The sequence below is a fragment of the Vibrio sp. 2017_1457_13 genome (genome assembly GCF_030851525.1).
Lineage (GTDB): Bacteria > Pseudomonadota > Gammaproteobacteria > Enterobacterales > Vibrionaceae > Vibrio > Vibrio metschnikovii.
Genome location: NZ_VHTA01000007.1, coordinates 161,374 through 183,737, shown reverse-complemented (window position 1 = coordinate 183,737; position 22,364 = coordinate 161,374). Strand labels below are relative to the sequence as shown.

Here is a 22,364-nt window from a genome sequence, read left to right as displayed (position 1 = left end):
TTATCAATCTGTCGATAATAACAAATAATTGGTGGAGATCATTAGCTCAATCTGTTAACCGCATAGCATTTATCCATCTTTTAAGAACTTTTTAATCTGCTCTTCATTACGATAAGATGAGTGAACCTTAATCAGTCCTTGATTGATCGCTTGTTGACACGATTTTCGGATGTTACTTGAGGCGAAACTGGCCGCAGGGGCGTTATCAATCGCCTTAAAATAGACCCAATGGCTGGTGTTGTCTTTTAGGCTCAGCTCTCTGGCGACCCCTGTAGCCATCAATAAAATATCCAATAATTCTTTATCATTAATGGCGGTGTAGGCTCTGGGTAAAAAAGGATAATCGGCAATTCCTAAGCGAATGGTTCGGTTTAAACGCCGCTCTGGTTGGAACTGATTGATTAAGTCTTGGACTTTATTAAACAGCTCTTCTGGTGGCCTATCTCTATCGATATTGGGTTCAATGTACAGTAAGTTTGCATCCGAGAAATGATAGAGCCGGGCTGGCTCCTCAAGATGGTCAGTTAAAAAACGCCCAAAAGCATGTTCGAGCTCTACGCCTGCCGTATAGCCATGTTGTAAGTACATACTGCGCAGGAAAGGGAGATCAATCATCGCGAAGCGCAGACGATCATTTAACGGTTCATGAATCAATTCACCAATTAACCACTGCTCGTAATTATAGCTACTGCGTTGAAGAGAAGAGAGTAACTTCGCATTGAGCATTCTTAGGTTGGGTAAACGAGAGCGAGAATGCGTGAATAAATGGCTATTCAGCTCATCGATTTCGTCTTGTTGGTTTTGGATAATATAACCACGACGCATCAGGTAGAGAAACAATACAATGCTGGTTAAAAATAGCGTAAAAGCGATTTTTTGAAATTTGCTGTATTCACGTTGAGTCGCTTGTAGGGCTTTTTCTTGGCCAACTAAATGCAGGGTTTGTTCAACAAATTCTTTTTGCTGGCGAAAGGCATCTTCACTAATTTGGTTAAGCTGAGCTTGGCGAAGTTGAGTGATTTGGTGGCTTTTTTTACTCCATTCTAATGCGAGTAAATACTGCTCTTTTTGCTCATAACCTAAGGAAAGAAGTTGATAGGCTTGCTCTTCAATTTCCATGTCGTGTAGCGTTTCATTAAACTTGATTGCCGCTTGGGCGTAGTCAATCACTTGTTTATTGTTTTGCTGAGATAGGGCTAACTGAGCACTAAGTAAGGCGGCTCGCGCTTGCAAGCGTAGGTTTGGTGTGTATTGAAGGAGTTCCTTCGCCACGCTGAGATATTGTTCGGCTAGCGTATAGTTATAGAGCTGCCGATAAGTCGCGGATAAACTTAACCGAACATCAATCACACTGGCTAGATTGAGTTCACTACTTTCATGATCGATAACATTAAAATAATGCACCAAGGCTAAATTGTACTTACCTTGTTGAAAATAAACATCCCCCATCCGTTTAAGCACAGAAACAAGGATCGGCGATTTTTCATAGTTACCATAAAACTCGGCGGCTTGAGAGAGATGAACTAAAGCTTTATCCAGTACCCGACGTTCATAAAACAACTGCGCTAATAGATTATTGGTTTTTGCTAATTCTGCGCTAGCATTGGTTTCTATCGCCCCCCAATAAGCCGTGAGTAGTTCAGATAAGGCTAAATTGTAGAGTTTATGGTGTAGATAATGTTTTCCGACGATCACGTGATATTCAATCAAGGGTTTTTTGGCTTGCAATGATTCAAGATAAGGTTTTGCTTCTGCAAACAGTTGATTAGCTAAAGTTAGCTCGTTATTTTGTGACGCAATTTCTGCGCTGAGCATGGTGATATGGTAATCAATCTGCTTAGAGAGGCGATGTTCTTCGAGCAAGAGAGGGTGCTGATTGGTGATCTCGCGCAGTTGTTGACGAGCGGCATCGGCATCGTGATTGTGTCGCCACTGTAAACGAATCGTCATAATATCTAGCTCTAACGCCAAATAAGGAAGATCATGCTCTTGCGCGAGCTGTTTGGCTTCATCGAGCGTATCAAACGCCGTTTGTGTATTACCCAAGATAAACTCAGCAGTGGCTAAAATTTTTAGCGCATCAATGGTACTGCTTGGCGTTCGAATGCGGCTATCGGTTTCATCTCGACTAATATTGGACGGTGTTTTTTCGGTTTTATCCGCCAGCTTACGCTGCTCTAAATACTCTTCGACGAGATTTTTGGCCTGAATGGGAGAAATCTCCAATAAACCGTGTGCTTCGTTAAGTTGCGGCAAAGCGTAGACGGCGGCTTTTACCCAAGGAGAAATGCTCAGAAGGAGTAGGCAAACGTAAGGTATCCAGCGGAAAGAGGGCATTATAATGGGCGTCCTTTTATTGGCGAGCCATGCGCAAATTATGCTCAGGTGAAGGTCGTTCGGTTGAGCGGAATGGATTGATGTCTAAGCCGCCTCGACGTGTGTAACGCGCCAATACAGTGAGCTGTTTAGGCTGGCAGTAACGACACAAATCATGGAAAATTCGCTCAACGCATTGCTCATGAAATTCATTATGCTCACGGAATGAGACAATATAACGCAATAATGCTTCGCGTTGTATTTTCGGCCCGTGATAGGTGATTTCAACACTGCCCCAATCCGGTTGATTGGTGATCAAGCAGTTTGATTTGAGTAAGTGGCTGTGCAGAGTTTCGGTGACGATTTCAGCTTCCGTCGCTTGTTCCAATAAGGTAGCATCAAACTGATAGTGATCGATTTCAATATCTTGCTGATCAATACATTCACCTTGCATCGAAACAATCGGTTGATTGGTATAGTGAGCAAGTGGGAATAACTGCACTGCAACGCTTTCACCAGCGCACGCCGACAGATCGTTTATCAAGTGAGTTTGTACCGTTTGCCAGTCTTGAAAACGAGATTGATTGAAGCTGTTTAAGTACAGTTTGAACGATTTAGACTCAATTAAGTTAGCGCTGGTGGCTGGAATGCGCACTTCACCAATCGCCACTTGTGGTAGCCCTTTACTGTTTAACCAAGAGAGTTCATATAAAGTCCAAATGTCACAGCCTTGAAAGGGGAGTGTCTCACCAAGGTCGAGATCGTTGCGGTTGAGGCTACGTGGCACTGGCTGCAACAAACTTGGGTCATATTGGCTGGCATAGGCAGTGGCTTTGCCAAGAGTTAAGCCAGATAGCTCTTTGGCATCAGAATATTTGCTCATCATTTATCATCAAATCGATTAGAATAATCAGAATTTTACGCAATACTGCTCACGCTGTCATTAGCGTTTGTCGTCAGTTTCGTTATGGAGAACCCTATGGCTCATTTGGTCGCCGCCGCGTTGCGTGATTTCTCGCAACGTTATCTTCAAGCTTATCAACAGAGACATCATCATCTGCCTAGTAGCGATGAGTTAAGCCATATGCCTTCCCCTTGCATTGAGCAGCAAAGTAACAATAGCGTTTATTGGCAGCCGGTGGAACGTGCTCAGAGTGCTGATTTACAGGCGGTGGAGCAGGGAATTGAGCTGAGTTTACATAGTGATATTGCGCCTTTTTATGGCAGCCAATACAGTGGCGATTTACCGGCAACCTGGCGCGGTCACTCGCTGACGTTATTGCAAGTCTGGAGTGATGACGATTATCTTCGTTTACAGGAAAATATTCTTGGCCATTTGGTGATGCAAAGGCGTTTAAAACAAAAGCCCACCATTTTTATTGCGACCACAGACGATGAAATGGCGGTGGTGTCGATTTGTAATCTCACTGGGAATGTGATTAGAGAAACGTTAGGTACCGACGAGCGGGAAGTCTTGTGCGCCGATGTGGCGGATTTTTTAAACCAACTTGAGCCAGCGGTGTAGAACGATGTATGTAGTAGAGCTTGAGTTTGAATGTTTTGATAACACGACCATCAGTGCGGTAGATAAAGCGGTCAACGGTTTGATGGATGCCTTGCGCTATAACGGTCAAGTATTGGGTAGAGAGTTTCCGCTGGTGCTTGGTGATGGCGAGTTTTTCTTGCGCGCCGTGTGCCCAGAGCAAGATAGTTTGCACCCGAAATACCATTCAGATTTTGTCAAAGCTTGTTTGCATCGCTTATCGGAGGCTTGTTTACTGGCGCCTAAAGTGCGTTTGCTTGGCCGTGATATTAACTCAGAACAAGCAGCAGACTGCGAGCCACCGAGTTGGCAGGTGCTATACACCACTTATGTGCATACTTGCTCGCCACTTCGTAGCGGCGATACCTTATTGCCTATTCCTTTGTATCGTAATCCGCCTACCTTTAATGGTGACCATAAAGCGGTGATCAAATGGCAAACGGAATGGCAAGCTTGTGATGAAATTCAGATGGCAGGAGGCTGCAAAGCTGAACACGCCGCGCTGCATGAGCTGTGTGATATTGATAGCGATCTATTTCGTCGTGGTTGGGATTTACGGGGACGTATCGAGTATTTAACCAAGATCCCGACCTATTACTATCAGTACCGAGTGGGTGGAACGAGCTTAGCAGATGAGCAAGCTCGTCCTTGTCCTAAGTGTGGCGGCGCGTGGTTACTGGATGAGCCTATCCATGAGATTTTCCATTTTAAATGCGATGACTGCAAAATCGTTTCTAATCTCTCTTGGGATCATTTGAAAAATGAGCCCGTCGCTTGATCCTAATGGCGAGCATTGACTGATGACCGCTAATAAAAAAGAGACCAGCCAGTGGCGGTCTCTTTTTTGTCGTGCATTTTCAGTAGTGTTGGTCAATTACCAGCCTTTGACTGCGCCACCATGGAAAATTTCTGAGGCGGCTTTATACACGTCGTCAGTTTGATAGGCTTTGAGGAAGTTTTGTACGTTCTCAGCATTAACATTATCTTGACGAGCAACCAGTAGGTTCACGTAAGGTGAGTTTTTATCTTCGACAAAAATACCGTCTTTTTCAGGGGTAAGATTAATCGAGCTGGCGTAAGTGGTGTTAATGATGGCTAGTGCGACATCATCCAAAGCGCGAGGTAGCTGAGCGGCGTCCAGTTCCATAATGCGCAGGTTTTTCGGATTGTCAGTGATATCACGCACGGTCGCAAGTAGGCCAATATCATCACGTAAGGTGATTAAACCTTGTTGTTGTAGCAGCAATAGAGAGCGACCTAAATTGGTTGGGTCATTGGGCACCGCGACTCGTGAGCCAGTAGCTAATTCATCAAGAGTGGTGATTTGTTTTGAATAGCCAGCGATAGGATAAACAAAAGTGTTACCAACAATCGCTAGCTTATAGCCGCGATCGGCAATTTGACGATCTAAATAAGGTTTATGTTGAAATGCGTTAGCATCAATCGAACCATCGTTAAGCGCAGCGTTTGGGGTAACATAATCAGAAAACGTTACCAGCTGGACTTCAAGGTTATAGCGTTCTTTAGCGACGCGAGCCGCCACTTCCGCCACTTGTTCTTCAGCACCGGCAATCACGCCAACTTTGATTTTGTTCATGTCGACCGCTTTTTCGCCGCATCCCGTTAATACAGTTAATACAATAGCCGCGGCAGCAATCGCCAATAAACCTTTAAGTGAAAACTTCATTATTATCTCCTTGTTATATAAACATTATTATCTATGATCAACGCGGCGCACTAAGTGGTCACCAACCGATTGAATAATTTGTACCAAAATAATGAGCATGATGACGGTGACGGTCATGATGGTGACGTCGTAGCGATGAAAGCCATAACGAATCGCCACATCACCTAAACCGCCGCCTCCCACGGTGCCTGCCATGGCTGAGTAGCTGACTAAGGTCACCAAGGTGATGGTTACCGAGTTTAAAATGGTTGGCATAGCTTCAGGTAACAGGACTTTACGAATAATTTGTAAAGGCGTTGCGCCCATGGCTTGCGCCGCTTCAACCAGTCCGCTTGGCACTTCAATTAATGCTCCTTCAATTAAACGGGCAACAAAAGGAATCGCACCGATGGTTAAAGGAACAATTGCCGCAGTGGTGCCAATGAAAGTACCGACCAGCATTTTGGTGATCGGAATGATAGCCACCATCAACACCAAAAACGGAATCGAGCGGCCAATATTGACGATAGCGCCAAGGACACGGTTCAGTTTGGTATTTTCCAATAACCCGCCTTGTTTGGTGGTATGTAAAATAACCCCGAGTGGAATGCCGATTGCGAAGCCAATAATGCCAGCGACTGCCACCATATAAATGGTTTGCCAAGTGGCGCTGAGTAGTAAATCACCATTAAAAGCGATCCAGTCGATAATGGTATTAACGGTATTAAAGAACATAACCAAGCACCTCAACTTTTACATTATTGTCGCGAAGATAGTCTATCGCCGCCGCAGCATTATCATCATCACCGAAAATTTCTGCGACCATCATGCCAAATTTCACCCCGCCAGCGTAATCAAGATCAGAGCTTAAGATACTGACGTCAATATTAAATTTACGGGCGATTTGTGACATTAACGGCGCATCTACAGTGGCTCCTGTGAATTCCAAGCGCACTAACGGATAGCTTCCAGCCACACGAGTCGGTTGTAAGCGAGCCTGATAATCTTCAGGAATAGACAGATCTAACGTTGAGCGAATAAATTGATGGGCTAATTGGGTTTTAGGATGTGCGAAAATATCGCCTACCGTGCCTTTTTCCACCAATTCGCCATCACCGATGATCGCCACTTGGTGACAAATGCTTTTCACGACATCCATTTCATGGGTGATAAGTAAAATTGTGATATTCAGTTTGCGGTTAATTTCTTTCAGCAGCTCTAAAATCGATTGAGTTGTCGCCGGGTCAAGCGCACTGGTGGCTTCATCACATAACAGCACTTTGGGTTCGCAAGCTAGAGCGCGAGCAATCGCCACACGTTGCTTCTGGCCGCCACTTAAATTGGCAGGATAGGTATGACGTTTATCCGCTAAACCGACAAGTGTTAGTAGCTCGCTAACTTTGTGCTCAATATGCTCATGGGTATGATTAGCCAGCTCTAATGGTAGAGCAATATTATCGAACACGGTACGGGATGAAAGCAGATTAAAGTGCTGGAAAATCATCCCAATATTGCGTCTGGCTTGGCCTAATTGCTGATTGGTTAACTGAGTTAAATCAATCCCATCAACAATCACACGTCCACTGGTCGGTTTTTCTAATAGGTTAACGCAACGGATGAGAGTACTTTTCCCCGCTCCTGATGCGCCGATGACACCAAAAATCGTTCCTTGGCTAATCTCTAGATCAATGTTTTTCAAAGCGTGAATAGCTTTATCACCCTGATGAAAGACTTTATTAACTTGATGAAGTTGAATCATAAACGAAACCCGTATCGAGATAGGCGCATACACCTGAACTGTCCTTTGATTTGATGCTATGAGTTCTCGCTTTTTAAGTCAATAGATATTTTTACGTCTAGACGTCTAAATTGCCGTGAAATAAAAGTAATCAACTTAACGACTCATTAAGGAAGGAATAGTTGAAGTGCTGACGTTACTGGCAGTGATGCAATACTTTTGCGTGTAGCATCTTGAGTATAGTTGAGTATAATTCTTAGCAAATACATCCTAAGAGAGCAATATTTTGGCGAAACCTGCTGTGTTTTTGGATCGTGATGGTGTGATTAATGTCGATCATGGTTATGTGCACGATGAGCACGATTTTCATTTCATCGAAGGGGTCTTCACTGCGGTAAAGCAGTTAAAAGAGATGGGTTACTTATTGGTACTGGTGACCAACCAATCAGGGATAGCTCGTGGATTGTTTAGTGAAGATCGCTTTCTCTCTTTAACGCAATGGATGGATTGGAACTTTGTCGATCATGGTGTCGAGCTGGATGGTATCTATTATTGTCCACATCATCCAGAACATGGCGTTGAGCCTTATCGTCAAGAGTGTGATTGTCGTAAGCCTAAGCCGGGAATGTTGCTTTCTGCACGCGACTTTCTAAAAATAGACATGGCGAACTCAGTGATGATTGGTGATAAAGCGGAAGATATGATGGCTGCTCAAGCGGCAGACGTTGGGCGGAAAATTTTGGTTCGTACTGGTAAAGCGATTACTCCACAAGGTGAAGCCTTGGCTGAGGTTGTGTTGGAGAGTATTGCCGATGTGCCTGCTTATTTGGCTGCTCAATCGTTGGTGGCAAAGGATTAATGGCTAAAAAACTGACCATAACCGACATTGCTCGCCTTTCAGGTGTCGGTAAATCGACGGTATCTCGGGTATTAACCAATGATCCGAAAGTAAAACCTGAAACTCGGCAACGAGTCGAGCAGGTGATTGCCGAGTGCGGTTATGTACCTTCGAAGTCCGCTCAGTCGATGCGTGGCGGCAGTCAAAAAGTGGTGGGGGTGATTATTTCCCGCTTAGATTCACCATCAGAAAATCGTTCGATCAGCAGCATGTTACAGGTGCTGTATGCGCACGGTTATGATGTGGTGATCATGGAGAGCCAATTTAATCGTGATAAAACCCGTGAGCATCTCAACGTACTTGAAAAGCGTAATGTCGATGGTGTGATTGTCTTTGGTTTTACGGATATTGATTTAACGTCATTAGCAGAGTGGCAAGATAAAGCGGTGTTGGTTGCCATGGATCATGATTCCATTTCTTCGATTAATTACGACCATCAAGCTTTAATTGAAGCAGCCTTAACCCATCTTAAGCATAAAGGATTAACCAACATTGCGTTTATTGGCGTTAATCCAAAAGATAAAACAACCGGTTTAATGCGCTTACAAGCTTATCTGAATTGGTGCCAACAGCAGGGTATCGAAGCCAGATTTGAAACCGGTGAGCTACACCATGAAAGCGCTTATCAGTTAGTTGATAACGTTTTAAATGCTCATACTGAGGCCATTGTCTGTGCCAGCGATACTTTGGCGTTGGGCGTAATCAAGCGCTTACAAGAGCAGCAGCGTGATGACATTGTTGTAACGGGTGTCGGTGGTAATGAGCTGCTGTCTTTTTTATTTCCTAACATCTATAGCGTTGATCCGGGTTATCGTCAGGCTGGCAAGCAAGCCGCAGAGCTACTCATTAAACACTTATCTGGTGAGTTAACCGAACCGGTACATTTAACTCAACCCCCCGCTTATTTTAGATAACGCCATGAGTGTTGCGCTTTCTAGGTGATCTGAAAACTCCTCATAATTATCAGTGGGTTATTCTTCATTTTACGTTAACTCTGTATGGTCGGAGTTAACGTGTTTTATCCCCACTTTCTTTTAACGCGACGACCTTTGTTAACCTAGCGACCACTGCAAATTCTTTGGATGTTGCGTATCTCTTTTACTATTGATGATTCGATTGTTTGTGATCGCTTTCAATTAATGGGATTGTTCCCATTTTGGTTTTTCATTCATTGTGTCATTATTCAATCAGATTTGGGATTGTTCCCACAGTAAGTTCAACTATTATAAGTAAAAACCAAATAGGGTGGATAAGGGTATGGGTAAGATAGTCAAACAAGACGTGGTACGTCTTATTGAGCTGATCGGCGGTAATGAAAATATTGCCAGTGTCAGCCACTGCTTAACTCGCTTACGTTTTGTATTAAACGATACTGAAAAAGCCGACATTAAGCAGATTGAAACCATTGGTATGGTCAAAGGTTGCTTTACTAATGCGGGGCAGTTTCAAGTAGTGATTGGTACTGAGGTTGACGAGGTTTATAAAATCTTGCTGCAACTGACGGGTAAATCAGAAGCGTCAAAAGACGATGCCAAACTTGCCGCGCGTAAAAATATGAATGCGTTAGAGCGTGGTATTTCCCATTTAGCTGAAATCTTTGTCCCTCTATTACCAGCGATCATCACCGGTGGTTTGATTTTAGGTTTCCGCAATGTGATTGGCGACATCAAGATGTTTGATGGCCAAACATTAACTGAAATTAGCCAGTTTTGGGCCAGTGTCCATGCCTTTTTATGGTTAATTGGTGAAGCGATTTTCTTCTTCTTACCGGTCGGGGTGTGTTGGTCGACGGTCAAGAAACTCGGTGGGACACCGATTTTGGGGATTACTCTGGGGGTAACCTTGGTTTCTCCACAGTTGATGAACGCCTATCTGATTGGTACTCAAGTACCAGAAGTGTGGGATTTTGGCTGGTTTGCGATTGAAAAAGTCGGCTACCAAGCTCAGGTTATTCCTGCCATTCTTGCTGGGGTGGTGTTGGCCTTTATTGAAACCAATCTCAAACGCATTATTCCTGCTTATTTGTATTTAGTCGTTGTTCCTTTTGTATCGATTATTCTAGCGGTGATTTTAGCCCATGCATTCATTGGTCCATTTGGACGTGTGATTGGTGATGGGGTAGCGTTTGCGGCTAAAGCGGCGATGACGGGTGATTTTGCGGTGTTGGGCTCAATGGTGTTTGGCTTCCTCTATGCACCACTGGTGATCACCGGGATTCACCACACCACTAACGCGGTTGATTTGCAACTTATGCAGCAACTCGGTGGTACACCGATTTGGCCACTGATTGCTCTTTCTAATATTGCTCAAGCATCTGCTGTGGTTGGCATCATCATTATCAGTAAGAAACATGGTGAACGCGATATTTCAGTGCCAGCGGCAATTTCCGCTTATCTTGGTGTGACTGAACCTGCGATGTACGGTATTAACCTTAAGTATAAATTCCCAATGTTGAGCGCGATGATTGGTAGTGCACTGGCCGCGGCAATTTGTGGTAGTGCTGGCGTTATGGCTAATGGCATCGGCGTTGGTGGCTTGCCAGGTATTCTCTCCATTCAACCGCAATATTGGCTGACTTTCTTAGTCGCGATGGTGGTGGCGATTATCGTTCCGGCTGCCTTGACCTTAGTGATGTACAAGCGTGCATTAGCCAAAGGCGAATTAGAAGTCAGTAAAGCGTAACTAGCATTTTTAGAGTGGCTAATTGGCCACTCTGTTGATTATTTTGGTAAGTGAGTAAGTTATGAGTGCAGTTAATCAAGATCCGTTATGGTGGAAAACCGCCACTATTTATCAAATTTATCCGAAAAGCTTTTGCGATAGTGGCAATAAAGGCACTGGCGATATTCCGGGTATTATTTCTAAGCTCGATTATTTGCAGAAATTAGGCATCGATGCCATCTGGTTAACGCCGGTTTATCAATCGCCGATGATCGATAATGGTTATGATATTGCCGATTATTACGCCATTAACCCAGATTTTGGCACCATGGCTGACTTTGATCAGCTATTAGAACAGGCGCATCAGCGTGGTATTCGTATCATTATGGATATCGTGGTTAACCATACCTCCACTGATCATGCATGGTTTCAATCGGCTCTGGGTGATAAAAATAGTCCTTATCGTGATTACTATATTTGGCATGATCCGGTCGAGGGTGGTGTCCCCAATAATTGGCAATCAAAGTTTGGCGGCAGTGCGTGGGCGCTCGATAAAGCGACCAATCAATATTATCTCCACCTATTTGCTGAGCAGCAGGCGGATTTAAACTGGGAAAACCCTCAGGTTCGCCAAGAAGTCAAAGATGTGATTGCATTCTGGGCTGAAAAAGGCGTTGATGGCTTTCGCTTAGATGTGATTAATTTAATCTCTAAGCAGCAGGATTTTCCTAATGATCAACAAGGGGATGGTCGCCGTTTTTATACCGATGGTCCACGGGTTCATGAGTACCTGCAAGAGATCAGCCGCGATGTATTCCAGCGTTATGGCAGCGTAACGGTGGGTGAAATGTCATCAACGACTTTAGAGCATTGCCAGCAATACTCTTCGTTAGACGGTAAAGAGCTGTCGATGGTATTTAATTTCCATCACCTTAAAGCCGATTATCTCAATGGTGAAAAGTGGACTAAAGCGCCGTTTGATTTTCTGCAATTGAAGCAAATTTTCAATCATTGGCAGACGGGGTTAAATGGTCAAGGCTGGGGGGCGCTGTTTTGGTGTAACCACGATCAACCGCGGGTGGTTAGCCGTTTGGGCAATGACAGCAAATATCGGGTTGAATCAGCGAAAATGTTGGCGGCCTCGATTCATATGATGCAAGGGACTCCTTATGTCTATCAAGGGGAAGAGATTGGCATGACTAACCCTGGTTACACTTCCATTGAGCAGTATCGCGATGTGGAAAGCACCAATATGTATAACATTATGGTTAATCAGCAAGGGGTTAGTGATCAAGAGATGTTGGTGATTTTGGCGCAAAAATCTCGTGATAATTCTCGCACGCCGATGCAGTGGAACAGTCAAGCCTACGCTGGGTTTAGCCAAGGTCAGCCTTGGCTAGAAGTGGCGAGTAATTATCCACAGATCAATGCTGAACAAGCGCTGGCCGATAAAAATTCGGTGTTTTACTTTTATCAACGTTTGATTGAATTACGTAAAACCGTACCAGTCATCACCCATGGTGATTATCGAGATCTCTTGCCGTCACATCCGGCTATCTTTGCGTATCAACGCCAAGATGATCAGCAAATCCTGTTGTGTATCAATAACTACTACGATCAAGAAGAAGAGTGGGTGTTACCGGATGAGTTACCATTAGAAAATGCTCGTTATCTATTAGGTAATTATGCCGGTATTGAGCAGCAATCGGTATTAGCACATCAAGTTCTCCGTCCTTACGAAACGCGAGTGATAGTGATTGATCGATAATCCTGATTGAGTCTGTTTTAAGATTCGATGTTTGGCTTCACGTTTAATAATGTGAAGCCTTTTTTATTATCTGAAAGTCTACCTGCTAGAGGGGATAGTATGGATTGAAGATACAAAAAAGCCTGCTCTCTGAGCAGGCTTAATCGATATGGTGGAGGGGGACGGATTCGAACCATCGAAGGCGGAGCCGGCAGATTTACAGTCTGCTCCCTTTGGCCACTCGGGAACCCCTCCAAGGGGTTTACGGATAACGTACTCGTTATCACGTCACTTAACTGACGTTTTCCCAACGCATCAATCAAGGATTTCTCTTACGAGAGAATATGGTGGAGGGGGACGGATTCGAACCATCGAAGGCGGAGCCGGCAGATTTACAGTCTGCTCCCTTTGGCCACTCGGGAACCCCTCCAGGGGTTTACGGATAACGTATTCGTTATCACGTCACTTAACTGACGTTTTCCCAACGCATCAATCAAGGATTTCTCTTACGAGAGAATATGGTGGAGGGGGACGGATTCGAACCATCGAAGGCGGAGCCGGCAGATTTACAGTCTGCTCCCTTTGGCCACTCGGGAACCCCTCCAAGGGTTTACGGATTAACTCGATTCAATCCGAGGCTGAATCGACGTTTTCCCAACGCATCGCTCAGCTGCGGAGCGCATATTATCAAACTCGGCCTTACTGTAAACCCTTTTTTGATGATTTTGAATTGAATGCTGGCTTTTTGGGCAGAACATGGCAGATATTAAGGTTTATCTTCATTATGCTTAGTTTGCTTATGTTGTGATGGTGTAAGCCATCATCTTGCTCTCAAAGCCCTTATTAATGATGTTTATCGTCAATCATCAAAGTATTGCGAACGTTAGCGCCTCTATTCTAAGTTTACTCACACGAGTAAACTTACCGTTTTTAAAAGTATCTTTACGTTACTTGACGTTTATTGTTCTTAGAAACGGTTACAATGGAATCAGTAACTTGTTACCTGAACCTGATCATGAAAAAAATATCGCTACTTGTTGCTTTGTTATTCATCTCATTGCCGATTTTTTCGACTATGGCTTCTGCCCCCATGGCGACGCCTGTGGTGATTGAGTCGGTACAAGTACATCAAATTTCTCAACGTTTATCGTTAATTGGTAAATTAGTGGCTGATCAATCGATAAGTATTTCGGCCGAGGCGGCTGGACGAATCGATAGCATCATGGTTAAAAGCAATCAGTTGGTTAAAAAAGATCAATTGCTGATGACATTACACGATGCTAAAGCTCAAGCCGCCGTCAGCGAAGCGCAAGCTTATTTGCGTGATGAACAGCGTAAACTCGCGGAATATGAGCGCTTAGTGCAACGTAATGCGATTACACAAACCGAGCTGGACGCTCAACGCTCGAGTGTTGATATTGCTCAAGCAAGACTAGCGGCTGCTCAAGCTCAGTTGGCTGATTTTCGTATTACAGCGCCGTTTGATGGCACGATTGGCTTCATTGATTTTAATCGTGGTCAATTAGTGAGTATCGGGAACGAACTCATGACATTGGATAACCTATCGGTGATGCGTTTAGACTTGCATGTACCAGAGCGTTATTTATCGAGTTTATCACGCGGGATGACCGTATTAGCACAAACGACCGCTTGGCCTGATCAAGTCTTCACCGGTACAGTCGTTGCGATCGATTCACGGATTAATCCAGAAACGTTAAATTTACGCGTGCGGATAGAGTTTAAGAATCCTCAGCAACGTCTTAAACCTGGGATGCTTATTTCTGCTCGACTCGACTTTCCGCCTATCTCAGCTCCGATCATCCCGGTACAAGCTCTAGAATATTCAGGCACCAAACGCTATGTCTATGTGGTTGGTGACGATCATCGGGTGACTCGTACAGAGGTGCTATTGGGCACTCGAATCGACAATCAAGTGGTGATTGAACGAGGATTAGAGATTGGTCAACGCATTGTAGTTCAAGGAATTGTCAATATGCGTGACGGATTAAGCGTAAGAGAAGTCACCGCCGACGGTCAACCGATTAAGAAAGGCGCACAATAATGTTGTTATCGGATATCTCAGTAAAACGCCCCGTTGCGGCGGTGGTGTTAAGCTTACTATTGTGTGTTTTTGGTTTGGTTTCTTTTTCTAAACTTTCTGTACGTGAAATGCCGGATATTGAAAGCCCTGTCGTCTCAATTTCGACGCGATACAGCGGTGCTTCTGCGACCATTATTGAAAGTCAAATCACTTCAGTACTTGAAGACCAATTGGCCGGGATCAGTGGGATTGATGAAATTAGCTCAACCACCCGTAATGGCATGTCCCGAATTACCGTCACCTTTAAGCTTGGTTACGATTTGAATGAAGGGGTGAGCGATATTCGTGATGCCGTTGCGCGGGCGAAACGATCACTACCAGAGCAAGCCGATGATCCGCAGGTGTTTAAGAATAATGGTTCGGGTGAGGCCTCGGTATACATTAACTTAAGCTCATCCACGATGGATCGTACTCAGCTTACCGATTATATCGATCGCGTACTGGTTGATAGGTTTAGTTTGATCAGTGGCGTTAGCTCAGTGGATATTTCGGGCGGCTTATATAAAGTTATGTACGTTCGTCTTAATCCAGAACAAATGGCAGGGCGCGGTATCACCACCACCGATATTACCAATGCGTTGCGGCGAGAAAATATTGAAAGCCCCGGCGGACAAGTTCGTAATGATTCTACGGTGATGTCAGTACGCACGGCGAGAAGCTATCAAAGTGAAGATGATTTTCAGTCATTAGTGATTAAACAAGCCAGTGATAATACGCCGATCTATTTGCGCGATGTAGCGGATGTCTTTATCGGGGCGGAAAATGAAAACTCGACCTTTAAAAGTGATGGAGTGGTCAATGTCAGTATGGGGATTATTCCTCAATCTGACGCCAATCCGCTGGAGGTAGCTGCTCGGATTCATCAGGAAGTCGATCGTGTTCAGCCGTTTTTACCAGAAGGAACTCGATTGGCGATTGATTACGACTCAACGGTGTTTATTGAGCGTTCGATTGAAGAGGTCTATAGCACGCTCTTTATTACCGGTGGGCTGGTGGTACTGGTGCTGTATATTTTTATTGGTCAAGCGCGTGCGACCTTAATTCCTGCGGTTACCGTGCCGGTTTCATTAATATCGTCGTTGATTGCTGCCTATTATTTTGGTTTTTCGATTAACTTGATCACGTTAATGGCGTTAATTTTAGCTATCGGATTGGTGGTGGATGACGCGATTGTGGTGATGGAAAATATCTATCATCATATTGAACAAGGAGAGAAACCCTTGCTGGCGGCTTATAAAGGGGCGCAGGAAGTGGGGTTTGCGGTGATTGCTACCACACTGGTCTTAGTGATGGTTTTTTTACCGATCTCGTTTATGGATGGCATGGTAGGGTTACTCTTCACTGAGTTTTCGGTTCTGTTAGCGATGTCCGTGATTTTCTCTTCTTTAATCGCGTTAACCTTGACCCCGGTTCTAAGCAGCAAAATTTTACGCGCCAATGTCAAACCGAACCGTTTTAATCGCATGGTCGATAAACTGTTTGCTCGATTAGAAGCCAACTATCGCCGTGCTTTACAACTCGCTTTGCGTGCAAAGTGGGCCGCGCCGTTAGTGATCATCGCCTGTGTTGGGGGCAGCTATGCGCTTAATCAACAGGTTCCCGCTCAGTTAACCCCTTCTGAAGATCGCGGCGTGATTTTTGCGTTTGTACGTGGTGCTGATGCGACCAGTTATAACCGCATGGCAGCTAATATGGATTTGGTCGAATCACGGTTAATGCCATTACTCGGCCAAGGCTTTTTAAAGTCCTTTAGTATCCAATCGCCAGCGTTTGGTGGTAACGCTGGCGATCAAACTGGCTTTGTGATCATGATCCTCGATGATTGGAATGAGCGCGATATCACCGCTCAACAGGCTTTGAATCATATACGACAAGCGCTGGCGGGTATTCCTGATGTGCGTGTGTTCCCATTTATGCCGGGTTTCAGAGGCGGCTCTAGTGAACCAGTGCAGTTTGTTCTGGGTGGATCCGATTATGAAGAGCTACAACAATGGACTGAGGTGCTTAAACAGCGTGCAACAGAATCACAGATGATGACTGGTGTTGACAGTAACTATTCAGAGAAAACGCCAGAACTGGTTGTGTCGGTTGATCGTCAGCGTGCCGCTGAACTCGGTATCAGTGTACAAGAGATTTCTAATACTCTAGAAGTGATGCTTGGTGGACAAAAGGTCACAACCTTTGTCGAGCGAGGAGAAGAATACGATGTGTATTTACGTGGTGACGAAAATCGCTTCAATAACGCTTCAGATTTGAGTCAGATCTACTTGCGAACAGCATCAGGGGAGTTAGTGACCTTAGACACTTTGACCCATATTGAAGAGGTCGCATCCTCGATTCGTTTAGCGCGTTACAATAAGCAAAAAGCGATCACTATGACGGCTAACCTTGCCGAGGGGTATACCTTAGGCCAAGCGCTCGACTTTTTGGATAACACAGCTCAAGAGATATTACCGAGTGATATCACCGTCAGTTACTCGGGGGAATCAAAAGATTTTCGAGAAAATCAATCCAGCGTTGCGATTGTCTTTGCATTAGCTTTACTAGTCGCCTATTTGGTCTTGGCGGCGCAATTTGAAAGCTTTATCAATCCGTTAGTGGTGATGTTCACTGTGCCTATGGGTGTGTTCGGTGGATTTGTCGGGCTATTTGTCATGGGGCAGGGGATGAACATTTATAGCCAAATTGGGATGATCATGCTGATCGGTATGGTGACGAAAAATGGTATTCTGATTGTTGAATTTGCCAACCAGCTGCGCGATCGAGGCTATGAATTTGAGAAAGCCATCATTGATGCTGCTGCGCGACGTCTACGGCCGATTCTGATGACGGCGTTTACCACTCTGGCTGGAGCGATACCACTGATTTTATCGACAGGAGCGGGCTATGAAAGTCGAGTTTCGGTCGGGACCGTGATTTTCTTTGGGATGGCGTTTGCGTCATTGGTGACATTATTTGTTATTCCAGCGATGTATCGACTGATTTCACAAACGACGCGTTCACCGGGCCACGTGGCTGCTGAATTGGATAAAGCGATCAGTCATGATGTGAAATCACGTGCAACCCATTAATCAATAATGAGCGCTGTTTTGATTAGCGTATAAAGAAAAACGCCTTAAACCGATGTCGGCTTAAGGCGTTTTTCATGACTAGCACTTAGATTTAAGGTTGATAAGTAACGTTATAGCGAGTGGGTTTGTGATTCATACTCAGTACTAGATTCAAGATAATCGCCCCAAAAATGGATAACAACATCGTACTCGGGCTAATAAAGAACAAAGAAGCACTCAGTATTAATCCGTCGATCACCATCTGTACATGACCCGCAGGTATTGCATGCCTATCTTGTATCGCTAAACAGAGGACATTAAAACCGCCTAAACTCGCGCGATGACGAAAAAGAATCAGCATGCCGAGGCCCATTAATAGTCCGCCCGCCAGCGCACAGTAAAATGGATTTATCTCACTAAGGGTAATGAACATGGCCAAATGATCAGTAAAAACCGAGACTAATGCCCCGCATAAGGCGCTATTGATAGCAAATCGACCACCGAAACGACGCCAAGCTAATAAATAAAATGGACTATTAGCTATAAAATACAGCCAGCCAAATGACCAAGGCAAAAAGTGGGTCATCAGCAGTGCCAATCCAGCGGTTCCGCCAGTCAGTAGTTCTCCAGCTTGGAGAAAAAAGACGCCTTGCGCGACTAAGAACGTTCCAGTCAGCATGGCGATTATATCTTCTTTGTGGGTGTGTTTATCCATTGCTACAGCTCAAAAGATCAATCGGATTAGAGGGAATAGTTGCGCGCTATAGTAATGAAAAGTCGCGATTTCCGGTAGCATACTAGGTGAAATTAAGGTAGATCTATGTCATTGGCGTTTTACAGGCTGTAAAGCGTAACATTGACACTTAAGCGATAGGTTCACGTTGAGCGGACTATTATCGTTAGTCATGATGAAAAAACTGCATGATATTTTATGTAATTTACACTTTATGAGACACGTTAAATTAGGTAGAATGCGCGCCGTTAGGGTGACGAAAACGTTTGCGTTGGGTCATTGTGTGGTTTTTATGCCCAAAAGATACTAAGTCGTTTGGGGATAGCTAATTTCAGATAAATCTGAGTCAGGAGATACAGATGCTTAAGCGTGATATGAATATCGCTGATTACGATGCGGAGTTATTCGCAGCAATCCAAGAAGAAACGCTTCGTCAAGAAGAACACATCGAGCTTATCGCTTCAGAAAACTACACTAGCCCACGGGTTATGGAAGCACAAGGCTCTCAGCTCACCAACAAATACGCTGAAGGTTACCCAGGCAAACGTTATTACGGCGGTTGTGAATACGTTGATAAAGCTGAAGCATTAGCGATTGATCGCGCTTGTCAGCTATTTGGTTGTGAGTACGCTAACGTTCAGCCACACTCTGGTTCTCAGGCTAACAGTGCCGTTTATATGGCGTTGCTTAACCCAGGGGATACGGTATTAGGCATGAGTCTGGCTCATGGTGGTCATTTAACTCATGGCTCTCCAGTTAACTTTTCTGGTAAGCACTACAATATTATCCCATACGGTATTGATGAAAGCGGTAAGATCAATTACGAAGAGATGGAAGCACTGGCTCTTGAGCACAAGCCAAAGATGATCATTGGTGGTTTCTCGGCTTATTCGCAAATCGTTGATTGGAAACGGATGCGCGAAATTGCCGATAAAGTCGACGCTTACTTTTTTGTCGATATGGCACACGTCGCTGGTTTGATTGCTGCTGGGGTTTATCCAACGCCGCTCCCTTATGCGCATGTAGTGACCACGACGACCCATAAAACGTTAGCCGGCCCTCGTGGTGGTTTGATTTTGTCCAATGCGGGCGAAGAGATGTATAAAAAGCTTAACTCGGCGGTTTTCCCGGGTGGGCAAGGTGGTCCATTAATGCATGTTATTGCGGCTAAAGCGGTAGCATTTAAAGAAGCAATGGAGCCTGAGTTTAAAGAGTACCAAGCACGCGTAGTAAAAAATGCCAAAGCGATGGTGGCTCAATTCCAAGAGCGCGGTTACAAGATTGTTTCTAACAGCACCGAGAATCACCTATTCTTAGTCGATTTGATCGATAAAGGCATTACTGGTAAAGAAGCCGATGCCGCACTGGGGGCTGCGAATATCACCGTGAACAAGAACTCGGTACCCAACGATCCTCGTAGCCCATTTGTAACCTCGGGCATCCGTATTGGAACGCCAGCGATCACACGTCGTGGATTTACTGAGCAAGATGCACAAGATTTGGCAAACTGGATGTGTGACGTATTAGATAACGCCAACGATCAAGCGGTTATTGAAGCGACTAAACAGAAAGTGTTAGCGATTTGTCAACGCTTACCGGTTTACGCTTAATACTTTGTCATAGTAGATAAAATGGCCCGCTAAGCGGGCCATTTTTGTAACGTGAGCCTATCAATCAGCGATATTGATTGATAGGCTCACGCTAGTCATTAACTCATCGCGTTGAGCCTAGTTGTTATAGGCTGATAACCGTATAGATTCGATAGGGTTATTTGACTTCTAATCCCTTCGCTTGCAAATCCGCATGATAAGATGAGCGAACAAAAGGTCCACACGCAGCATGGGTAAAGCCAAGCTCAAGAGCGATCTCTTTTAGTTCATCAAATTCTTCAGGTGGCACGTAGCGCTCAACTGGTAGATGGTGACGACTTGGTGCCAAATACTGACCTAATGTTAGCATCGTCACGCCATGCTCTCGTAAATCTTTTAAGACTTGGATGATCTCTTCTTTAGTTTCACCTAAGCCCATCATGATCCCTGATTTTGTTGGTACATCAGGATGCTGCTCTTTAAACTTACGCAGCAATTCTAAAGACCATTTATAGTTTGCCCCAGGGCGCGCTTTACGGTACAGGCGTGGAGCCGTTTCTAGGTTATGGTTAAGCACATCTGGCGGATTGTCTTTGAGTTTTTCTAGCGCAATGTCCATGCGACCACGAAAATCAGGGACTAAGGTTTCGATACGGATCCCCGGATTGAGCGCGCGAATTTCGCGGTTGCAGTCTGCAAAATGTTCAGCGCCACCATCGCGTAAGTCATCACGGTCGACGGAAGTGATCACGACATACTTGAGCTTCATATCACGAATGGTTTCAGCGAGTTTTTTCGGCTCAGCGGCATCAACGGCATTCGGGCGTCCATGGGCTACATCACAAAATGGACAACGTCGAGTACAGATAGCACCAAGGATCATAAACGTAGCGGTGCCATGATTAAAGCACTCCGCCAAGTTAGGGCAAGACGCTTCTTCACAGACAGAGTGAAGATTATTTTTACGCATCGCGGCTTTAATTTCTTGTATACGCTGGCTATCGGCAGGGAGTTTTATTTTCATCCACGATGGCTTACGTAGCACTTCTTTTTGCTCAACCGGCATGTTTTTCACCGGAATCAGTGCCATTTTATCGGCGTCACGGTATTTAACGCCTTTTTCCATTTGAATTGGTTTGCTCATGCTATTTTACCTATAAAAGGTGCTTCTGTGCTGAATTCGACTTGTTGATAACCGAATAAACGGACAAGCTCTTGGATCATTTGCTGTTCAATTTCTGCTAAGTTATCTGGCCCACCTAAGTCGCAGACTTGCACCATTTCCATGCCTTGATAACCACAAGGGTTAATGCGCAGAAAAGGAGAAAGATCCATATTGACGTTAAGGGCAAGACCGTGAAATGAACAGCCTTTACGAATACGTAAACCTAGTGAGCATATTTTCTTTCCATCGACATAGACACCTGGAGCATCTGGGCGAGCGGCAGAATTAATATGATAGGTTTTTAAAGTGTCGATCACGAGTTGTTCAATACCAGTGACCAATTCTCGAACGCCGAGCTTCTTGCGTCTTAAATTAATCAACACATAGACCACTAATTGACCTGGGCCATGATAAGTGACTTGACCACCACGATCACTCTGTACGACCGGGATATTTCCTGGATTGAGAAGATGCTCAGCTTTACCTGCTTGACCTTGGGTAAAAACGGGATGGTGTTCAACAAGCCATATTTCATCGGCCGTTTGTTCATCACGTTGATCGGTAAACTGATGCATGGCTTGCCAAACAGGCAAATAATCTTGTCGACCCAGTCGCCTGATAACAAGCGGATTATCCATTGTCGTTGTCCATCAGTGATATATAAAGTTTTTTGATTATAAACATCTTAGACGCTTTGAACTACTCATCTCGGGGATTTTTTTAACCTCATTTTTTTTATGAGTAATTTAAGGTGATGAAAAATAAAAAAAAGCAGCATAATGCTGCTTTAAAAATAATGTATAATAATTAAAATTTTTTTGATGTTTCGCTGCAACTCAGTGTTATAGAACCATACGGACGATCTCGATATCGCCTAGCTCTTTATACAGTGTTTCTACTTGCTCAATCGACGTCGCCGTGATGGTCACCGAAACCGAATGGTAGTTGCCTTTGCCACTTGGTTTAACTCGCGGACTATAGTCACCAGGAGCATGGCGCTGGATCACTTCTAACACAAGTTCTGGTAACTCAGGTTTCGCATGGCCCATAACTTTGTAAGTAAAAGAACAAGGAAACTCTAAAAGATCTTTTAATTTGGCATCAGAGTTTATGGTCATCATAGTGAAAGCTCCAAGATTTGCTTAAGCGGTGGCGGA

The 22,364-nt window shown here is 44.5% G+C and carries 18 protein-coding genes and 3 tRNA genes; 9 read left to right on the top strand and 12 right to left on the bottom strand.

Translation table 11 applies throughout. The features are described 5' to 3' along the window. Positions 1-69: 69 nt before the first annotated feature. The gene (locus FKN88_RS11840) at positions 70-2,337 is read right to left on the bottom strand and encodes a lipopolysaccharide assembly protein LapB (RefSeq protein ID WP_154168786.1); all 2,268 of its coding nucleotides are present in this window, start codon (positions 2,335-2,337) and stop codon (positions 70-72) included. A gap of 16 nt (positions 2,338-2,353) precedes the next feature. Then, the gene (gene queF, locus FKN88_RS11835; protein ID WP_154170686.1) at positions 2,354-3,199 is read right to left on the bottom strand and encodes an NADPH-dependent 7-cyano-7-deazaguanine reductase QueF; all 846 of its coding nucleotides are present in this window, start codon (positions 3,197-3,199) and stop codon (positions 2,354-2,356) included. A gap of 96 nt (positions 3,200-3,295) precedes the next feature. Between queF and syd the strand changes: the two genes are divergently transcribed. Both syd and FKN88_RS11825 read left to right on the top strand, forming a co-directional pair. Further along, complete coding sequence (gene syd / locus FKN88_RS11830) at positions 3,296-3,841, top strand: SecY-interacting protein (RefSeq protein ID WP_154168784.1); 546 nt, start codon at positions 3,296-3,298, stop codon at positions 3,839-3,841. A 4-nt stretch (positions 3,842-3,845) separates the two neighbouring features. After that, the gene (locus FKN88_RS11825; RefSeq protein WP_154168782.1) at positions 3,846-4,637 is read left to right on the top strand and encodes a Zn-ribbon-containing protein; all 792 of its coding nucleotides are present in this window, start codon (positions 3,846-3,848) and stop codon (positions 4,635-4,637) included. Positions 4,638-4,733: 96 nt separating this feature from the next. Here FKN88_RS11825 and FKN88_RS11820 read toward each other — a convergent pair whose 3' ends face one another. The 3 genes from FKN88_RS11820 to metN are packed head-to-tail and all read right to left on the bottom strand — an operon-like array spanning position 4,734 to position 7,284. Beyond that, the gene (locus FKN88_RS11820) at positions 4,734-5,546 is read right to left on the bottom strand and encodes a MetQ/NlpA family lipoprotein (protein WP_306687643.1); all 813 of its coding nucleotides are present in this window, start codon (positions 5,544-5,546) and stop codon (positions 4,734-4,736) included. A gap of 27 nt (positions 5,547-5,573) precedes the next feature. Beyond that, the gene (locus FKN88_RS11815) at positions 5,574-6,260 is read right to left on the bottom strand and encodes a methionine ABC transporter permease (protein ID WP_154168778.1); all 687 of its coding nucleotides are present in this window, start codon (positions 6,258-6,260) and stop codon (positions 5,574-5,576) included. Next, a complete protein-coding gene (gene metN, locus FKN88_RS11810) occupies positions 6,250-7,284 on the bottom strand; it encodes a methionine ABC transporter ATP-binding protein MetN (RefSeq protein ID WP_040904568.1) in 1,035 nt (344 codons plus the stop codon). The genes FKN88_RS11815 and metN overlap by 11 nt, the downstream gene beginning before the upstream one ends. Before the next feature lie 265 nt (positions 7,285-7,549). On the opposite strand from metN, the gene gmhB reads away from it, so the two are divergent. From gmhB to treC, 4 genes are all read left to right on the top strand, one after another. Next, the gene (gmhB, locus tag FKN88_RS11805; protein ID WP_154168776.1) at positions 7,550-8,122 is read left to right on the top strand and encodes a D-glycero-beta-D-manno-heptose 1,7-bisphosphate 7-phosphatase; all 573 of its coding nucleotides are present in this window, start codon (positions 7,550-7,552) and stop codon (positions 8,120-8,122) included. After that, complete coding sequence (gene treR / locus FKN88_RS11800) at positions 8,122-9,075, top strand: trehalose operon repressor TreR (RefSeq protein WP_004395736.1); 954 nt, start codon at positions 8,122-8,124, stop codon at positions 9,073-9,075. The genes gmhB and treR overlap by 1 nt, the downstream gene beginning before the upstream one ends. A gap of 343 nt (positions 9,076-9,418) precedes the next feature. Continuing rightward, positions 9,419-10,843 (top strand): PTS trehalose transporter subunit IIBC, encoded by a 1,425-nt coding sequence (gene treB / locus FKN88_RS11795; RefSeq protein ID WP_154168774.1) that lies wholly within the window; start codon positions 9,419-9,421, stop codon positions 10,841-10,843. A gap of 61 nt (positions 10,844-10,904) precedes the next feature. Then, a complete protein-coding gene (gene treC / locus FKN88_RS11790) occupies positions 10,905-12,590 on the top strand; it encodes an alpha,alpha-phosphotrehalase (RefSeq protein ID WP_306687642.1) in 1,686 nt (561 codons plus the stop codon). Positions 12,591-12,739: 149 nt separating this feature from the next. On the opposite strand, the gene FKN88_RS11785 is transcribed toward treC, so the two are convergent. The 3 genes from FKN88_RS11785 to FKN88_RS11775 all read right to left on the bottom strand — a co-directional run bounded on the left by FKN88_RS11785 (position 12,740) and on the right by FKN88_RS11775 (position 13,173). Continuing rightward, positions 12,740-12,824 (bottom strand) — tRNA-Tyr (locus tag FKN88_RS11785). A gap of 90 nt (positions 12,825-12,914) precedes the next feature. After that, positions 12,915-12,999, bottom strand: a tRNA-Tyr gene (locus tag FKN88_RS11780). A gap of 89 nt (positions 13,000-13,088) precedes the next feature. After that, positions 13,089-13,173: transfer RNA gene (locus tag FKN88_RS11775), tRNA-Tyr, on the bottom strand. A 411-nt stretch (positions 13,174-13,584) separates the two neighbouring features. Between FKN88_RS11775 and FKN88_RS11770 the strand changes: the two genes are divergently transcribed. Both FKN88_RS11770 and vexH read left to right on the top strand, forming a co-directional pair. Next, positions 13,585-14,631 carry an efflux RND transporter periplasmic adaptor subunit gene (locus FKN88_RS11770; RefSeq protein WP_161438520.1) on the top strand — a complete coding sequence of 349 codons (1,047 nt, stop codon included), beginning with the start codon at positions 13,585-13,587 and terminating at the stop codon, positions 14,629-14,631. After that, positions 14,631-17,741, top strand: coding sequence for a vibriobactin export RND transporter permease subunit VexH (vexH, locus tag FKN88_RS11765; RefSeq protein ID WP_154168772.1), 3,111 nt, complete (start codon positions 14,631-14,633; stop codon positions 17,739-17,741). The genes FKN88_RS11770 and vexH overlap by 1 nt, the downstream gene beginning before the upstream one ends. 91 nt (positions 17,742-17,832) lie before the next feature. On the opposite strand, the gene FKN88_RS11760 is transcribed toward vexH, so the two are convergent. Continuing rightward, complete coding sequence (locus FKN88_RS11760; RefSeq protein ID WP_154168770.1) at positions 17,833-18,435, bottom strand: YitT family protein; 603 nt, start codon at positions 18,433-18,435, stop codon at positions 17,833-17,835. A gap of 377 nt (positions 18,436-18,812) precedes the next feature. On the opposite strand from FKN88_RS11760, the gene glyA reads away from it, so the two are divergent. After that, positions 18,813-20,063, top strand: coding sequence for a serine hydroxymethyltransferase (gene glyA, locus FKN88_RS11755; protein ID WP_154168768.1), 1,251 nt, complete (start codon positions 18,813-18,815; stop codon positions 20,061-20,063). A 157-nt stretch (positions 20,064-20,220) separates the two neighbouring features. On the opposite strand, the gene lipA is transcribed toward glyA, so the two are convergent. From lipA to ybeD, 3 genes are all read right to left on the bottom strand, one after another. Next, the gene (gene lipA, locus FKN88_RS11750; protein ID WP_004395730.1) at positions 20,221-21,186 is read right to left on the bottom strand and encodes a lipoyl synthase; all 966 of its coding nucleotides are present in this window, start codon (positions 21,184-21,186) and stop codon (positions 20,221-20,223) included. Beyond that, complete coding sequence (gene lipB / locus FKN88_RS11745) at positions 21,183-21,845, bottom strand: lipoyl(octanoyl) transferase LipB (RefSeq protein WP_004395729.1); 663 nt, start codon at positions 21,843-21,845, stop codon at positions 21,183-21,185. Before lipB ends, lipA begins: the two co-directional genes overlap by 4 nt. Before the next feature lie 204 nt (positions 21,846-22,049). After that, the gene (gene ybeD / locus FKN88_RS11740) at positions 22,050-22,328 is read right to left on the bottom strand and encodes a DUF493 family protein YbeD (RefSeq protein ID WP_072668655.1); all 279 of its coding nucleotides are present in this window, start codon (positions 22,326-22,328) and stop codon (positions 22,050-22,052) included. Between the last annotated feature and the right edge of the window lie 36 nt (positions 22,329-22,364).

Bases quoted from the DNA above. Each gene is read 5' to 3' on its own strand.
- FKN88_RS11840 (WP_154168786.1), bottom strand. From the start codon at position 2,337: ATGCCCTCTTTCCGCTGGATACCTTACGTTTGCCTACTCCTTCTGAGC.
- queF (WP_154170686.1), bottom strand. From the start codon at position 3,199: ATGAGCAAATATTCTGATGCCAAAGAGCTATCTGGCTTAACTCTTGGC.
- syd (WP_154168784.1), top strand. From the start codon at position 3,296: ATGGCTCATTTGGTCGCCGCCGCGTTGCGTGATTTCTCGCAACGTTAT.
- FKN88_RS11825 (WP_154168782.1), top strand. From the start codon at position 3,846: ATGTATGTAGTAGAGCTTGAGTTTGAATGTTTTGATAACACGACCATC.
- FKN88_RS11820 (WP_306687643.1), bottom strand. From the start codon at position 5,546: ATGAAGTTTTCACTTAAAGGTTTATTGGCGATTGCTGCCGCGGCTATT.
- FKN88_RS11815 (WP_154168778.1), bottom strand. From the start codon at position 6,260: ATGTTCTTTAATACCGTTAATACCATTATCGACTGGATCGCTTTTAAT.
- metN (WP_040904568.1), bottom strand. From the start codon at position 7,284: ATGATTCAACTTCATCAAGTTAATAAAGTCTTTCATCAGGGTGATAAA.
- treR (WP_004395736.1), top strand. From the start codon at position 8,122: ATGGCTAAAAAACTGACCATAACCGACATTGCTCGCCTTTCAGGTGTC.
- treB (WP_154168774.1), top strand. From the start codon at position 9,419: ATGGGTAAGATAGTCAAACAAGACGTGGTACGTCTTATTGAGCTGATC.
- treC (WP_306687642.1), top strand. From the start codon at position 10,905: ATGAGTGCAGTTAATCAAGATCCGTTATGGTGGAAAACCGCCACTATT.
- FKN88_RS11770 (WP_161438520.1), top strand. From the start codon at position 13,585: ATGAAAAAAATATCGCTACTTGTTGCTTTGTTATTCATCTCATTGCCG.
- vexH (WP_154168772.1), top strand. From the start codon at position 14,631: ATGTTGTTATCGGATATCTCAGTAAAACGCCCCGTTGCGGCGGTGGTG.
- FKN88_RS11760 (WP_154168770.1), bottom strand. From the start codon at position 18,435: ATGGATAAACACACCCACAAAGAAGATATAATCGCCATGCTGACTGGA.
- glyA (WP_154168768.1), top strand. From the start codon at position 18,813: ATGCTTAAGCGTGATATGAATATCGCTGATTACGATGCGGAGTTATTC.
- lipA (WP_004395730.1), bottom strand. From the start codon at position 21,186: ATGAGCAAACCAATTCAAATGGAAAAAGGCGTTAAATACCGTGACGCC.
- lipB (WP_004395729.1), bottom strand. From the start codon at position 21,845: ATGGATAATCCGCTTGTTATCAGGCGACTGGGTCGACAAGATTATTTG.
- ybeD (WP_072668655.1), bottom strand. From the start codon at position 22,328: ATGATGACCATAAACTCTGATGCCAAATTAAAAGATCTTTTAGAGTTT.